The sequence below is a fragment of the Sediminicola luteus genome (genome assembly GCF_002514735.1).
In the GTDB taxonomy this organism is placed as follows: Bacteria; Bacteroidota; Bacteroidia; order Flavobacteriales; family Flavobacteriaceae; genus HQA918.
In genome coordinates this window covers 243,116-257,659 of the sequence record NZ_NBWU01000001.1, presented here as the reverse complement: position 1 = coordinate 257,659, position 14,544 = coordinate 243,116, and the positions used below count along the sequence as shown (strand labels likewise).

Annotated in this window: 14 protein-coding genes; 6 read left to right on the top strand and 8 right to left on the bottom strand. The window is 45.7% G+C overall.

All coding sequences use genetic code 11. The annotated features are described in order from the left end of the window. Positions 1-76 precede the first annotated feature (76 nt). From B7P33_RS07940 to B7P33_RS07920, 5 genes are all read left to right on the top strand, one after another. Positions 77-799 carry a DUF547 domain-containing protein gene (locus B7P33_RS07940; RefSeq protein WP_245871716.1) on the top strand — a complete coding sequence of 241 codons (723 nt, stop codon included), beginning with the start codon at positions 77-79 and terminating at the stop codon, positions 797-799. Between the two features lie 167 nt (positions 800-966). After that, a complete protein-coding gene (locus B7P33_RS07935) occupies positions 967-1,878 on the top strand; it encodes a hypothetical protein (protein WP_097441447.1) in 912 nt (303 codons plus the stop codon). 70 nt (positions 1,879-1,948) lie between these two features. Next, on the top strand, positions 1,949-2,950 hold the full coding sequence (locus tag B7P33_RS07930; RefSeq protein WP_097441446.1) for a glycoside hydrolase family 113: 1,002 nt from the start codon (positions 1,949-1,951) through the stop codon (positions 2,948-2,950). Next, positions 2,937-4,211, top strand: a complete 1,275-nt coding sequence (locus B7P33_RS07925) for a POTRA domain-containing protein (RefSeq protein ID WP_141402415.1) — start codon at positions 2,937-2,939, stop codon at positions 4,209-4,211. Before B7P33_RS07930 ends, B7P33_RS07925 begins: the two co-directional genes overlap by 14 nt. Before the next feature lie 99 nt (positions 4,212-4,310). Beyond that, positions 4,311-5,357, top strand: a complete 1,047-nt coding sequence (locus tag B7P33_RS07920; protein WP_097441444.1) for an N-acetylmuramoyl-L-alanine amidase family protein — start codon at positions 4,311-4,313, stop codon at positions 5,355-5,357. Positions 5,358-5,423: 66 nt separating this feature from the next. Here B7P33_RS07920 and B7P33_RS07915 read toward each other — a convergent pair whose 3' ends face one another. The 5 genes from B7P33_RS07915 to B7P33_RS07895 all read right to left on the bottom strand — a co-directional run bounded on the left by B7P33_RS07915 (position 5,424) and on the right by B7P33_RS07895 (position 9,310). Further along, positions 5,424-6,146, bottom strand: coding sequence for a TIGR04283 family arsenosugar biosynthesis glycosyltransferase (locus tag B7P33_RS07915; protein ID WP_097441443.1), 723 nt, complete (start codon positions 6,144-6,146; stop codon positions 5,424-5,426). Further along, on the bottom strand, positions 6,143-6,838 hold the full coding sequence (locus tag B7P33_RS07910) for a DUF547 domain-containing protein (protein WP_172435894.1): 696 nt from the start codon (positions 6,836-6,838) through the stop codon (positions 6,143-6,145). The genes B7P33_RS07915 and B7P33_RS07910 overlap by 4 nt, the downstream gene beginning before the upstream one ends. A gap of 78 nt (positions 6,839-6,916) precedes the next feature. Continuing rightward, positions 6,917-7,882 carry an arsenosugar biosynthesis arsenite methyltransferase ArsM gene (gene arsM / locus B7P33_RS07905; RefSeq protein ID WP_097441441.1) on the bottom strand — a complete coding sequence of 322 codons (966 nt, stop codon included), beginning with the start codon at positions 7,880-7,882 and terminating at the stop codon, positions 6,917-6,919. Then, positions 7,879-8,694: a purine-nucleoside phosphorylase gene (locus B7P33_RS07900; protein WP_097441440.1), complete on the bottom strand. Its 816-nt coding sequence runs from the start codon at positions 8,692-8,694 to the stop codon at positions 7,879-7,881. Before B7P33_RS07900 ends, arsM begins: the two co-directional genes overlap by 4 nt. Continuing rightward, positions 8,687-9,310 (bottom strand): TIGR04282 family arsenosugar biosynthesis glycosyltransferase, encoded by a 624-nt coding sequence (locus tag B7P33_RS07895; RefSeq protein WP_097441439.1) that lies wholly within the window; start codon positions 9,308-9,310, stop codon positions 8,687-8,689. Before B7P33_RS07895 ends, B7P33_RS07900 begins: the two co-directional genes overlap by 8 nt. A 353-nt stretch (positions 9,311-9,663) precedes the next feature. Here B7P33_RS07895 and B7P33_RS07890 point away from each other — a divergent pair, with 353 nt between their 5' ends. Beyond that, positions 9,664-12,828, top strand: coding sequence for a PVC-type heme-binding CxxCH protein (locus B7P33_RS07890; protein WP_097441438.1), 3,165 nt, complete (start codon positions 9,664-9,666; stop codon positions 12,826-12,828). Between the two features lie 88 nt (positions 12,829-12,916). Here B7P33_RS07890 and B7P33_RS07885 read toward each other — a convergent pair whose 3' ends face one another. The 3 genes from B7P33_RS07885 to B7P33_RS07875 all read right to left on the bottom strand — a co-directional run bounded on the left by B7P33_RS07885 (position 12,917) and on the right by B7P33_RS07875 (position 14,502). After that, complete coding sequence (locus B7P33_RS07885; protein WP_097441437.1) at positions 12,917-13,345, bottom strand: DUF2141 domain-containing protein; 429 nt, start codon at positions 13,343-13,345, stop codon at positions 12,917-12,919. Positions 13,346-13,459: 114 nt separating this feature from the next. Beyond that, the gene (locus B7P33_RS07880) at positions 13,460-13,885 is read right to left on the bottom strand and encodes a DUF2141 domain-containing protein (protein WP_172435893.1); all 426 of its coding nucleotides are present in this window, start codon (positions 13,883-13,885) and stop codon (positions 13,460-13,462) included. A 101-nt stretch (positions 13,886-13,986) separates the two neighbouring features. Beyond that, positions 13,987-14,502: a rhodanese-like domain-containing protein gene (locus B7P33_RS07875; protein ID WP_097441435.1), complete on the bottom strand. Its 516-nt coding sequence runs from the start codon at positions 14,500-14,502 to the stop codon at positions 13,987-13,989. Between the last annotated feature and the right edge of the window lie 42 nt (positions 14,503-14,544).

The following is a 14,544-nucleotide window of genomic DNA, read 5'->3' as shown; positions in this document are numbered from 1 at the left end:
ACGTAAGTAATCATTGTCACAGGTTTTGAGGTGAGAGATAGCGGACTCAGATTAGTTACAACTAAACAAGGAAATTATGTCGATGCGCAAATGGATGGCAGGGGCACTGCTACTATTTTTTACCACCGGAATCCAGGCCCAAGGGCTTCAGGACTTTTTTAACACCTCCGACGCTTTTCTAAAGGCCCATGTCGCCGATGGCTTGGTCGATTATAAGGCCATAAAACAAGACGATGTCCAACTGAAATCGTTGGTCGAAATGATCGGAATTATCCAAGTGGCTAAGACCGACAAGGATAATTATCAGGCCTTTTTGATCAACGCCTACAACCTATTGGTCATACAGAGTGTTATAGAAAACTATCCGTTAAAATCGCCTTTGGATAAGGCTGGTTTCTTCGATAAGACCACCCATACCGTTATGGGTACACCGCGTACCTTGAACGATATCGAACACAAACTGTTACGGGCTGTGTTTCCGGAAGAATCGCGTTTTCATTTTGTATTGGTCTGTGCCGGCTTAGGCTGCCCACCCCTAATCGCTACCGCTTATAGACCTGAGACCTTGGAGGCACAACTGCAAACCCAAACCGAAATGGCATTGAACGACCCCCAATTCATCCGTATTAAAAAGAACAAAGTGGGCATTTCCCAATTGTTTGAATGGTATACGGGCGATTTTACCCAAGGCGGAATCAGTTTGGCCCAATATATTAATACCTACAGAAAAGAACCCTTACCCCAAAAAGCCAAGCTTTCTTATTATGCCTACGATTGGCGCCTAAACGAAAAGAAGTAAGCCCGCTACTTGAATATAAACCTATAGCCGCACCTCTTACCAAAAGGGATGGTTGCGGTGCATAAACATGAAACATCCATTGTTAATTTTTAAACACACAGTGAAAATGATTAATGGGATGTTCCGTGTGACCTACAAGGAACAATAAATATAAACACACGAAAAAGATGAAGCAATTTACCACAAAAGCCGTATTGGCCCTGGCCCTGATTTGGGGAGCACTGGCCCACGCACAAGATGAGCCACAGACGAGCAATATCCAAAAATTTACCCCTTCGAAGTTAATGGACAAGGGGCAGTGGGATATTAAATGGTTCAATAATCTTTATACCGAAACCGAAAGTACATTTACGGATGGCAAAGAACCGCGTCGCACTTTTTTTACCTCAACTTTGGAAGGTTATACCGGGGTGGGGAATAACAAACGCTGGAATGTAGGTTTGATACTGGAATTCCGTTCCAATGTGATCGCTGATCGGGGGGCTTTGGAGGTATTTCGTTTCGATGGGGAAGAAGGCACGGCCCGTTCCGGGTTTACCTCTTTTGCCCCTTCGGTTAAATTCGTGCCCTTTAAAAATGTCGGGAACTTCTCCGTTCAAACGGCCTTTCATATTCCATTGATAGACCATGAAATTGAAAATGGGGTATTCCTGGATCAAAAAGGCTATATCTGGCAAAACCGATTCTTTTATGACTATACCTTTGCAGGTAACAAATGGCAATTGTTTTCCGAGTTGAATACCGAATTCAATTTTGGAAAGGATGCCGTAGATGAAGGTGAAGGCGAAACCTTGACCCGAGTCGAGGGTAGTTTCGCCAATAACAGCCTGAATTTGGTGCCCGGTTTATTCTTGAGCTATTTTCCGAGTTCCGATTTTACGGTGCTGGTCTCCACGCAATATTTACAAAGAATTGACTTAGGGAACGACTTTTCGCAAAGTTATTTGGCTTTGGGAGGAGGAGTGAAATATCAGTTGACCGATGCCCTGAATATAGAAGCCCTTTATACCAATTTCGTCACCGGCTCCGATACCGGTTTAGGCCAAACTTTCAATATAGGTCTACGGGCCATTTTATAAGGGGGATGTATTTCCTAGCCACAATTTGATGTAAAACTTTGTATTTTGCCGATAGCAAACGGGTTATAAGATGAAACGATTCCTTTTTTGGGGCTTATTATTTATGTTGTTGGGTTGTACTACGCCCAAAGCCCAAAAAATAAACGGACTAAGTTTTGTGGCCGCCAACGAGGCTTTGATTCCCGAACAAGTAGTGCCCGTTACCCAGATGAATGCGAACTGGGTCGCCATAATGCCTTTTGGTTTTATGGAAAATTTAGCCGCCACCGAAATCATTTTCGATACCGACCGGCAGTGGTTTGGCGAAACGGCGGCCGGGGCCAAACAATATATCGGTCTGTTGAAGGAAAAAGGAATCCAGGTAATGCTAAAACCCCAAATATGGATTTGGCGGGGCGAGTTTACCGGGAAATTGGAGATGAAGTCGGAGGCCGATTGGAAAAAGCTGGAAGCTTCCTATTCAAAGTTCATCCTTTCTTATGCCCAGTTGGCCCAATCGGAAAACTTGCCGCTGTTCTGTATCGGGACCGAACTGGAACGTTTTATGAAAAATAGACCGGACTATTGGCACGGTCTGGTAAAGGAAATCCGTCAGATTTATAAAGGTAAATTAACCTATGCGGCTAATTGGGACGAATACAAACGTTGCCCGCTTTGGGACGAGCTAGACTATATTGGTATAGATGCTTATTTCCCATTGTCCGAAGACCGTTCCCCAGATCTGGCCAGCCTAAAGTCGGCTTGGGAACCTCGAAAGAAAACCATAAAACAACTGTCCGATATCGTCGGCAAACCGGTGTTGTTTACCGAATTCGGGTACCGCTCCATGGATTTTACCGGGGCCAAACCCTGGTTGGTAGACGATACCGATACCCCTGTCAATCTAGGGGCTCAGGCTCGGGCTACCCAGGCCTTGTTGGAAACCTTTTGGCCGGAATCTTGGTTTGCGGGCGGTTTTGTCTGGAAATGGTTTATAGATTATAAAAACGTAGGCGGAGCCCAAGACAATTGGTTTACCCCGCAAAATAAACCAGCTGAACAAACCTTACGGGAATTTTATGCGAAATACTAAATACCTGTTCTCTGCACTGCTTATGGGGGCTTTTCTATGGGCGAAACCCATCCAGGCACAGGAAACCGTGACGGAGATCCAATTCGAGGGACTCAAACGTACCAAGGAATCCTTTATGCGATCCATGGCCCTGTTGAAAAAAGGAGCCGTGTTGGATTCGACCTTGTTGGAAGAAGACGTAAACCGTTTTAAACGTTTGCCTTCGGTTTCCAATGCTTCCTATTCCGTAAGCCAACAAAACACAGGCCATGTGGTACGTTACCAAATCACCGAAAACTTTACCCTAATTCCCTTTGCCAATCTCTATTCGTCCAATTCAGAGGAGTTTGCCTTTCGTATAGGTTTACAAGAGTTTAATTTTTTGGGTCGCAATATGACCCTAGGTGTTTTTTACCAGCACGATGTATATGATTCCTACGGGTTACGGTTTAAGGCACCCTATCTGTTCGGGCCCAAATGGGGTATGGAGGTCAATTATACCGATCTGACCACCCAAGAGCCTGTCTATCTCGAATCGGGTTCTTCTTATTACAAATACAACAACCAATCTATAGAGGCTTTGGGGTTGTTTGAGTTGGACCATAGGAACAATTTTGCCTTGGGACTCAATGTCTTTACCGAAAAATACGATTACCAGTCCGGGGCAACGGATGCCGGGGTGCCCCAAGACCTCGATATCGACAAGTATCTGATAAAACTCTTGTACAATTATGAGAATATACGATACGATCACCAATACCTCGATGGTTTCGCCAGTAGGTTGAACCTGCAATATGTGCGGAGCCAAGATTTTGATCAGGCGCCCCAGTTTTGGATCGGGTTTAATGATTTTATTTATTTTGAACGCTGGGGCAAACGCGGTAACTGGGCCAATCGTGTCCGCTTGGGCCTGGCGTCCAATGTCGATAGTCCTTTTGCGCCCTTTACGGTAGATAATAACGTAAACATACGCGGGGTAGGTAATGTAATCGATAGGGGTACCGGTTCAATTGTGATCAATACCGAGTACCGCCATTCGCTGATCGAGAAAGACTGGTTCGTTTTGCAAAGCAATCTTTTTGTAGATGCGGGATCATGGCGCAACCCTGGCGGCGATTTTGCCGATTTTACCGATGAAGCCAATATACGGGTCTACCCAGGCGTAGGCGTTCGTTTTATACACAAACGCATTTTTAATGCTGTTTTCCGTATCGACTATGGCTATGGCATAACCAAAAACGCCACCAGCGGTATCGTATTTGGGATTGGGCAGTATTTTTAGGGCCAAGTAAAGTAGATGTCCAGTTCAAAAGCATCAAGAATCAATCATCGGCTTCACTCCAAAACAGTTTAACTATCTTTGTAGTCATAAAAGGGTGTTATGTTTCGGCTATGCTTGGCTTTTTTGTTTGTCTGTACGGGATGGGTGTCTGCCCAAGATAGTATCCGTACGGTAGTGGCCGAACAGGGCGACGGTATTTTTAGCCTGTTGCGAAAAGAGGGTATTCCGCCCCAACTTTATAAAGATTTTGTAGAACTCAATCAGTCCCTGTTGGGCGATAGCCTGCACTTGACCCAAGGGCAGACCTATACCCTGCCTGTGGTGGAATTGGATACACTGCCCAAGGAAACTCTGGCCAATCCGCCGGGAAAAGTAGTAGCATCGGTGCCCGAGGTGGAAGTCCATTCTATTTATGGGAAAGGTCAGGAGGCTTGGCCCAAAAAGAGTGAAGCGCTAAAGAAGGCGGTGTATTATCTGGTTTCGGGCCATGGTGGTCCCGACCCGGGGGCAATGGGCAAACTGGGTAAAAAAGATGTGGCCGAAGACGAATATGCCTATGATGTTACCCTGCGATTGGCACGTGAACTCGAATCATATGGGGCCACGGTCTACATGATCATCGAAGACCCCAACGACGGCATACGCGATGAGCGCTACCTACCCATTGATCGCGATGAGGTGACTTTAGAAGGAAAGACCATTCCACTTAAACAGATCGACCGTCTAAAGCAGCGGGTAAAGGCCGTAAACAAATTGTATAAAAAACATAGGGGGCAATACCAACGATTGATCGTAACCCATATCGATAGCCGAAGTAAAGGCCAAAATATCGATGTGTTCTTCTACCATCACCATAAAAGCAAAAACGGCAAGCATTTGTCGGAAAGCATACATAAGACCTTTGAAAAGAAGTATAAGAAATTCCAGCCCAACCGTACCTATACGGGAACGTTTAGTGATCGTAGTTCGCTGTATTTGGTAAAAAATACCTTACCCGCCATGACCTTTATTGAACTGGGCAATATCCGGAACAAAAAGGATCAAAGACGCATTTTGGATCCCGATAACCGCCAAGCCTTGGCCAAATGGATCAGTGAAGGGGTGTTGTTGGATTATAATTCCCGAAATAAAGGGCTAGCTAAATAGGGACTTCTCAGACTTGTAAAAATCAAATCATTTTGCCCAAGAACACTTTGGTTTCTCTTCAAGTGATCACAAATTCCCCCTTCGGGGGTTAGGGGGCTCAATATGATTTTTATAATAGGCGTATAATTCCTGCGGGCCGGCGCCCAAATAGCGTTTGGCATGGATCATACCAAAATGGAATTGAAGATTGAAAAGGCCTTTTTCTTCATACTTACGGGCCGATGTGGTCACGGGCCTTTGGATCAAATCAAAATCGGTAAGCTTATACAATCTGCGTATAAACTCCCCATCTTCATAAATGCGGTAGTTTTCATTAAAACCACCACTGGATTCAAATAGCGACTTGGTCAAAAACAACGATTGGTCACCTCCCCGGCATATCGGGAAATTCCAGCGGGTAAGCCAAGCGAACAAACCTAAAAAGCGACTGCTATGGTCGAATCGCATACGAAAGGATCCGGCCTCACAGGTGTTGGAAAGTTTGTTTAGGATCAATTGGTCGAACTGGACTGGGGGTAGGGTGTCGGCATGTAAAAAATAGAGAATGCTGCCTTGGGCCATTTGTGCCCCGGTATTCATTTGTACGGCCCGGCCCCGATCAGCGCAAATAAAACGGGCCCCATGAGCTATTGCAATCTGTTGGGTGTCGTCTGAACTGCCTCCATCTACCACCAATATTTCCAATCGCCCCCGTTTATGGGCATTTTGGTTTAAATGGGTCAATAAGCCCCCAATATGGGCGGACTCGTTCAACGTAGGTATGATGATACTGATTTCGGCCTGGCTCATGGTTTTTTGTTTAGTCCCCAATCGTAAGTGAGGTACTCGAATTTGGTTTTGGGACCTAAGGTTTGGTCCAAATATGGATTAATATAATCTGCCAAGCTGCCGTTCTGGGTAAAATCTTTTTTAAACCATTTGAACAGGGCCGATATTTTTGGGGTACTACCACGAAAGTCGTTTTTGGTGGTATCGGTAAAGAAGGCTTTTGTTGCCTGCTGCAATTGGGACTCCAATTCGTGTGGGGTATAGGCCGTATTGGCCAAATTCGGACAGGAAATAGAAGCGCAATTGATGGCGAAATGGATTCGGGGCTCATTCATTTTCCGTAGGATTCCATGTTCGATATGGTTTAAGGAAATGGTTTGGTCGCCATGCCGTATCCATTTACGGCCCCAGGGTTTTTTGAGGTCTTTGATACTTTGTAAAGGGTAGTTATCCAATATCAGGGCCACGGTGGCCGCATTGTAAAGGTTGATATAATAGGCCAATCGGTCTGCCTTGGTCCACTGGTCTTCCGGGGTATTCGTACCTAGATAGTTAAGATAATCTTCTAAAGCGGATCTATCAAAATTGTCGTAATCCACTTCGCCCTTTTCCGATACATATTGTTGTAATAAATCGTTCCAATTATCGTGGCTCAGTTGGGCTTGAAGCAGACCGACTACAAAAAAGAACAAAATAAAAAATCGCCTACCCATAAAACAACTTCTAGTGCATAGCATTGGTAGGCGATCCTTCCTAAAACTTACGTTTTTCGATGTGGGTAAAATACATTTTTAACAACATCCACCCCCATCGTAATGCCAAGTACTTTCACTAATATGAATCTCGGCATCTTCCTGGGCCAAGGCTGCTGCGGTTTTGTCACAAATGGCCAAAGGCTGGTTCTGTAATAGCACATGGCCTTTTTGGTCGTCATAGTATTCGTCGTTTCCGTAGTAAATGGCCGTTTTTCCGGTAAACATACACGGACCATCTTCGGGCATGGGGTCTTTAATGGCCGCCACTTCAATAGATTCGATATAGATCAGCTCATCGGTAGGGTAGTGGTTGGGCGATAATACCCGGTACGATTTTCGGGCACGGATTTCAATGGTGCCAAAGCCGGCATCGGTCAGTACCTTAACATAATCCTTTAGGGGAATACTACCACTGAGGCAAAGGGCACGTAAACGATCGTCGTTACGTAATTCGTTACTCATGGGCTGTTCACAAATAGGATCGCTCATTACCAATCGTCCATGGGGTTTTAGTACCCGGTACATTTCGGCTACCGCTTTTTTAAGGTCGTCTATCTTAAATATGTTGAACAAACAGTTTTGGGCCGCTACATCGATACTGGCATCGGCTACGGGCAAATCTAGGGCACTGCCCTTTACCAAATCGACGAATTCACTTTTAAACCAAGGGTTTTCATTTTCTGCGATAGCGAAATTATCGCGAGAGGCCTGTAGCATTTCATCTACCACATCTACACCGATTACCCCACCTTTTTGGCGCGAGAAATAGGCGAATTGCAGTAATTCCATGCCACCACCTACACCAACATACAACACTTTTGGGTCGTTCACCAAATCGGAGGCCGAAACCGTACTCCCGCAACCGTAGTTCATCTCTTGCATGATCTTTGGAATAGAGAGTCCGGGCAGTTGCCAAACCGGGTTGGTGGTACAACAAAGTCCTACATTGGGCTCTAAGGCCGCTTCTTTATACAGTTGGTTGGTAGCATCTAAATAACTCATAATCGTTGTATTAATTCGGTAAACAATCGGATCATCTTGGGTTCGGCCTTGCCGGCCACCTCAATAATCTCCGGGATATTGATCGGGGCTAGATTATCTGGGTCGCATTCATCGGTCAAAACTGACAAAGCGACTATGGGTAAATTCAGGTGGTTCGCCACGATTACCTCGGGCACCGTACTCATACCTACGGCATCGGCCCCAATGATCTTTAACATGCGGTATTCGGCCCGGGTTTCCAATTGTGGACCGACCACGGCGGCATAGACCCCCTCATGAAGGGTTATGTTTTCCTGACTGGCTATTTCTTTTAAGGTATCTGACATTGCCTTATCATAAGGTTGCGACATATCTACAAAGCGCTCCCCGAACTGGGCCACACCCTTAAAGGCCAAGGGTGATCCGCCCTGTAGGTTGATATGGTCTTCCAAAAGCATGATTTCGCCCTTCTTAAAAGCTGGGTTTATGGCACCGGCGGCGTTGGAGATAAACAAGTGTTTGATACCCAAACCGTGCATCACGCGAATGGGGTAGGTTACGTCGATAAGGTCGTAGCCCTCATAAAAATGAAAACGGCCTTGCATAACGACCACTTTTTTGCCGTGTAGATTACCATAGACCAATTTACCACTATGGAACTCTACCGTGGCCAAGGGGAAAAAGGGAATATTGTTGTAATGGGCCTCTATTTTATCTTCGATATGGTCTATCAATTGACCTAGACCGGTACCCAATACGATACCGACCTCGGGGGCTTCGAAACCTTTGCCTTGCAAATAGGCAATCGATTCTTCTACTTGTTTTTTAGTCATGGGTCATATGTTTTAAAAAAGGTGCAAAGGCAGGGTTATCGGCAATGTCTTCGTAATGATCCACATCGTTACGTTCGTCCAAAAGGCCCACCTTACTGTGTTTTAAATCGGCCAGGGTATCAGCAAGAACCGAATCGGTACCCCAGGCTTTGTTCTTGAAAATATGATTTTGGGGGCGCGATAGGCCCAAGAGGTAATACCCCCCGTCGGTAGCGGGACCGAGTACCACTTCGTTTTCGTCAAGTTTTAAAAAAGCGATATCGATGGTTGCGGTGTCAATATCGTACAGATCACTGCCAATAATGATGATGCGCTCATAGCCATCGGCAAAGCCTTGGGCAAAGGCTTGGTGCATTCGGGCTCCCAGATCTGAACCCGTCTGTAGCCTTTTGTCGTAAACGGCATTGTCCCAAATATCATTTTCCCAAATGGTTTCGGAATAATACAGCTGTTTGTCGGCAGCTACCGATCGGGTGACCTGCGCGGTATGCGCCAAAAGGAAGGTGTAGATATCCAGCGCGGCTTGGTCACCGACCTTCGATGCCAAACGGGTCTTACATTTCCCCAATTCGGGGTTTCGGGTAAATATCAATAATAGGTTTTGGTGTTTTTCCATAGACGGTTTGCCAATAAGTCTTTGGGACTAGGATTAACTTACAGGGGTAGAAATTCCTGGCTATATCAAAAATACGGCTTTCCGGGCAATTGTGGTACTGTAACATTATGGGGCGGTATTGTTTAAATTCAAAATAAGCTAAAGACGGTCTAGAACGAAGGGAAGCCCTTATATTACTGGTCTTCATAGGGGCATGGGTATAAGAAAGTCGGGAGGTCAAGTTAAACTAATGCTAAGAAAAATAGGTAAAAACCTATTCTTTATTCTATATTTGAGCAGAACGAATCGACGAAACTAATTCTGGCCTTACTAGCATATGGTGGTAGCTGTCTGGGCCTTCAATCATTCATATCATGACCAGAACAAAGTTCGTTGGAGCAAAAATGCTCCTTCTCGCGCTTTTGATTATGGGGAGCTGTACTAAGGGCCCCGAGAAAACCATCCCGCTTAAATCGAATTCCCGCATCGTACTCATGGGTACCAATATGGCTTCCCGTATGATGGATTACGGCCATTTTGAAGCCGAGATGCAAATGCGTTACCCATCCGATTCCTTGGTAATCAGGAATATGGGAGACGGGGGTAATACCCCGGCTTTTAGGCCCCATCCGGGTAGAAAAACCCCTTGGGCCTTTGACGGTGCCGAAGCATTCCATACCGACGAATTGGCCAATCCGACCGGGGCCAAAGGGCATTTTTGGTATCCGGACGAATGGCTATCAGAACTCAAGCCCGATATCATTTTGGCCTTCTTTGGGTACAACTCTTCCTTTAAAGGTGCCGAGGGTGTGGCAAATTTTAAGGCCGAATTGGATGCCTATGTTAAACATACCTTGTCACAAAAGTACAATGGCGTAGCAGCTCCGGCGCTCGCTTTGGTATCGCCCAATGCCTTTCAAGACCTTACGGCAACTTTAGATGTGCCCAAGGGAACGGCAGAAAACAATAATTTGGCCTTGTATAGCAAAGCCATCGGAGAAGTGGCCCAAGCCAATAACTTGGTTTTCGTAGATGTATTCACCGCGAGTAAGGAATGGTATAAGGCCGGTACGCCTTTGACCATAGATGGGGTGCAGCTGAATGATGCCGGTCATAAAAAATTGGCCGATTACCTTGCTACCTGGACTTTTGGTAACAAAAAGGCCGATACCTCCCATGCCGATGCCGTATTGACCGCCGTACAGGAAAAGAATTGGATGTGGCATAACGATTTTAAGATTCCGAACGGGGTGCATGTTTACGGAAGACGTTACGAGCCCTATGGCCCGGACAATTACCCGGATGAATTGATCAAGATCCGTGAGATGACGGCCATTCGTGATACCGCCATTTGGGATGCACTGAACGGAAAGACCAAAGACCTGGCTGCTGCCGATGCCAAAACCCATACCTTGGCCGAGGTGGAGACCAACTACCAACCTAGTCGTAAAAATGGGGATCCCGAAAAGTATTTGTATGGTGAAGAAGCGGTGGCTTCTATCAATGTGGCCGAAGGATATAAAGTGGAATTGTTCGCCTCTGAGGTAGAATTCCCCGATTTGGCCAATCCGGTACAAATGTCCTTTGATAATAAAGGGCGCCTATGGGTAGCGGTAATGCCGGCTTATCCGCACTACAAGCCCGGTGATGAAAAACCGAACGATAAACTGATCATTCTAGAAGATACCGATAACGATGGTAAGGCGGATAAGCAGACCACATTTGCCGAAGGCCTGCATATTCCGGTTGGTTTCGAGATCGCACCGGAAGGGGTCTATGTGTCACAGGGTACCCATTTAAAGATCTTGAAAGATACCGATGGCGACGATAAGGCCGATAGCAGTGAGATATTGTTAAGCGGTTTCGATGATCACGATACCCACCACGTAATTTCGGCTTTCTGTGCCGATCCGTCCGGGGCCATTTATATGGGCGAAGGGGTGTTTTTGCACTCCAATGTTGAGACGCCATACGGTCCGGTTAGGGCCACCAATGGTGGATTTATGCGTTACAACCCGGCGCGTATGCATTTAGAAAGAACGGTACAGGTACATATACCCAATCCTTGGGGTATCGCCTTTGACGAATACGGTCAGTATTTCTTTGCAGAGACCTCTGGTCCGGCCATTCGCTGGATGATGCCGAGTAGCATTAAACCCAAATATGGTAAGGGATCACCCAAGTCTAAAGATTTGGCTCCTGAAGGCGATCGTGTACGGCCTACCTCCGGATTGGAATTCGTTTCCAGTAGGCATTTCCCTGAGGAAGTACAAGGCGATCTTTTGATCAACAACGCCATTGGTTTCCTGGGGATGAAGCAGCACAAGATCGAAGACGATGGTACAGGTTACAAGACCGAACACCGTCAGGATTTGTTCTGGTCCGATACCGATGGTAACTTCCGTCCGGTAGATATGGAGTTCGCCCCCGATGGGTCGTTATACTTTATCGATTGGCACAATGTATTGATCGGACATATGCAGCATAACGCCCGTGATCCTTTACGTGATCATGCCCATGGAAGGGTGTACCGAATCACCTATCCGGGCCGTCCGTTGGTAACACCGGCCAAGATCGATGGCGCTTCCATTCCGGAATTGTTGGAAAACCTAAAATTACCGGAATACCGTACCCGTTACCGTACCCGTAGGGAATTAAGGGGGCGCGATACCGAAGCGGTTTTGGCTGCGGTAAGCAACTGGGCCCAGGGCTTGGATAAGAATGATGCCAACTACGAGCATAACCTCTTGGAAGCCCTTTGGGTTACTTGGGGAGTCAATAAAGTAGATGCTGCCATTTTAGACCAATGTTTGTCGGCCCAAGATTTTAAAGTGCGTGCTGCTGCCGTAACCGTGGTACGTTATATGGGCCACCAATTGGCCGATGCTTTGGGCAAGCTTAAAACCGCCGCCGCCGATGAAAACGGTAGGGTACGCTTGGCAGCCCTTGTAGCTGCATCTTGGTTGCCTGAGGCCGATGCCAAGGCCGTATTCGCCATAGCCGAACAACATGATTTAGATCGTTGGATGGCTCCATCATTGGCCATGTCACAAGAGTTTTTGGAAGATGCCCCAGCGGTAGAAGAAAAGAAAGAGGAAAAGGTAGATACCCATCTTAAGGGAGTCGATCGCGATGCCTATGTAATGGGTAAAGAAATCTACCATAGGGAAGGGTTCTGCGCCACTTGCCACCAAGAAAACGGTAAAGGCTTGGAAACCTCTGGATTCCCACCTTTGGCCGGTACCAAATGGGCCATAGGCAGCGAAGAGCGTTTGATTAAAATCGCCCTAAACGGACTCTACGGACCTATTGAGGTGCAAGGTAAAAAGTATCCGGGTCAGGTGCCTATGACGGCCTACGGACGTATGCTGAAGGATAACGAAATTGCCGCCGTACTGACTTATGTACGAAACTCTTTCGGGAACAAAGCCAGCGTAATCAAACCGGAAACGGTTAAGAAGGTACGAGAGGTCACTGCCGATAAAAAAGGATTCTATACTCCGGAGGAACTGCTGAAAGATCACCCACTGGAGAAATAAAGGTCTACGACCTAAACTGTAAAAACCTGCTTTCATATGAAGGCAGGTTTTTTTGTGTTTTAGAATTCGCTTGATGCGTTAAGGTGTACTATAGATGAATGACCAACTCCACATCGGAATCACTTACCAAAAATTTGGCGGCTTCCCATTTCGGAGGACCAAATCGGGCCGGGGCATCGTTAGAGGTGCCGGTATCTTCTTTTGGTATACCTAAAAAGTTAGTGTCAAGTTCCCCATTGTCGTTTTCATCGTGAAAGGTAGACACGGCATAGACTCCCGGAGGAATATTCTCGAAAACGGTTTGGGCTTTACCATTGGTAATGGTTACTATGGCCCCTTTATGGAGCTCTTTTAAAAACTTAGCTTCTTCGTTATAAAGGGCCACATATTGTTTACCTTGGTCGTTGTCGATGTTCTCAATAGTAACCGAGATCTTATGTGTGGTATTTGCTTCTTGGGCCCAGGCAGATAATAAACCTAAAAGAAAAACGATAATAAGGTGGAAAATACGAATCATGGGATATGTTTTTGATTACACCACAAAGATGCCATCAAAGATACAATACCCCATAGAATGCTTGCCGAACTGTAAAGTTCAACGACTGGATCGTAGATTTTGGTGTGCCCACCTTTAGAATTTAATTTTAAAATCCCTGTCATTCCCCGTTAGAAGGAATTTGGCATCGTGCCAATCGGGTTCTTTAAACCTGCCATCTATTTCGTTGGAGGCTCCAATGGGTTCTTTCAGTAACCCTAAAAAATTGGTATCCAATTTTCCATTCCCATTTTTATCGTGTATCACGGTAACGGCGTATACGCCTTGGGGCAAGTTTTCGAATGTGGCTTCTATTTCCCCTTTCGAGGCGGCCAAGGTTTTTACTTGATAGATGTCCTTTAGAAAACCCGTTTCATCGGTATATAAGGCGATCAATAGATTGCCTTTTTCGCTTTTTAGGTTTTCTATGGATATGGTTAGGTTTCTGGCGTGGGTTTCTTGGGCGTTCAGGGCACATAAGAAGGGTGCCAAAATCAAGGTGAAAGTAATAATCCGCTTCATAGTCTTTTCGTTTTTCATTCTCTCTTTAAGTTCTTGAAAAACAAATAGAAAACCCAATAATTCGGATTTATTTAACGAAAAATTTGATGAAATGGCAAAGGCTAGGGCTGTTTCGGCCTTTTTTTGCCATAGATTTTATCCCCTTTTTCGAGGAAACGCCCCCATTCCCTGTCGTAGGCATGTATGTTTTTGGTGGGTTTTCCCTCAAGGTCGTAAATGGGGCGTGCTTCATTGACCCATTCGAAAATGCCTCCATATAGGTTATAGACATCGGTATAACCAAGATCCATTAATCGCTTACCAATATGGTTAGAGCGCACCCCAATAGAACAATAAACTACTATGGGAGTGCTTTTGTCGGGAAGCTGTTCCAAAACCCGTTTGGGTTTAAACTTGTCATAACCGATCCAGATGGCATTTTTAAGATGACTGGTTTCGAATTCCACTTTTTTACGACTGTCCAATACAACCATGTTTTCCTTTTCGGCCAATTCGGCGGTGCTGATATAGGTGACCAAACTATCGCCATATTTTACCAATACCGCATCTAGGGTGTCTTGGGCTAGTATCCCATGTAGACCGAAGAGTAAAAAGAAAAAAATGAATTGCTGTCGCATATCCGTAAAGATAACGAACTGCCACCAATTCAAAGTTCAATG

Bases quoted from the DNA above. Each gene is read 5' to 3' on its own strand.
- B7P33_RS07885 (WP_097441437.1), bottom strand. From the start codon at position 13,345: ATGATTCGTATTTTCCACCTTATTATCGTTTTTCTTTTAGGTTTATTA.
- B7P33_RS07930 (WP_097441446.1), top strand. From the start codon at position 1,949: ATGAAACGATTCCTTTTTTGGGGCTTATTATTTATGTTGTTGGGTTGT.
- B7P33_RS07910 (WP_172435894.1), bottom strand. From the start codon at position 6,838: ATGGGTAGGCGATTTTTTATTTTGTTCTTTTTTGTAGTCGGTCTGCTT.
- B7P33_RS07890 (WP_097441438.1), top strand. From the start codon at position 9,664: ATGACCAGAACAAAGTTCGTTGGAGCAAAAATGCTCCTTCTCGCGCTT.
- B7P33_RS07900 (WP_097441440.1), bottom strand. From the start codon at position 8,694: ATGACTAAAAAACAAGTAGAAGAATCGATTGCCTATTTGCAAGGCAAA.
- B7P33_RS07895 (WP_097441439.1), bottom strand. From the start codon at position 9,310: ATGGAAAAACACCAAAACCTATTATTGATATTTACCCGAAACCCCGAA.
- B7P33_RS07875 (WP_097441435.1), bottom strand. From the start codon at position 14,502: ATGCGACAGCAATTCATTTTTTTCTTTTTACTCTTCGGTCTACATGGG.
- B7P33_RS07940 (WP_245871716.1), top strand. From the start codon at position 77: ATGTCGATGCGCAAATGGATGGCAGGGGCACTGCTACTATTTTTTACC.
- B7P33_RS07920 (WP_097441444.1), top strand. From the start codon at position 4,311: ATGTTTCGGCTATGCTTGGCTTTTTTGTTTGTCTGTACGGGATGGGTG.
- B7P33_RS07935 (WP_097441447.1), top strand. From the start codon at position 967: ATGAAGCAATTTACCACAAAAGCCGTATTGGCCCTGGCCCTGATTTGG.
- B7P33_RS07915 (WP_097441443.1), bottom strand. From the start codon at position 6,146: ATGAGCCAGGCCGAAATCAGTATCATCATACCTACGTTGAACGAGTCC.
- arsM (WP_097441441.1), bottom strand. From the start codon at position 7,882: ATGAGTTATTTAGATGCTACCAACCAACTGTATAAAGAAGCGGCCTTA.
- B7P33_RS07925 (WP_141402415.1), top strand. From the start codon at position 2,937: ATGCGAAATACTAAATACCTGTTCTCTGCACTGCTTATGGGGGCTTTT.
- B7P33_RS07880 (WP_172435893.1), bottom strand. From the start codon at position 13,885: ATGAAGCGGATTATTACTTTCACCTTGATTTTGGCACCCTTCTTATGT.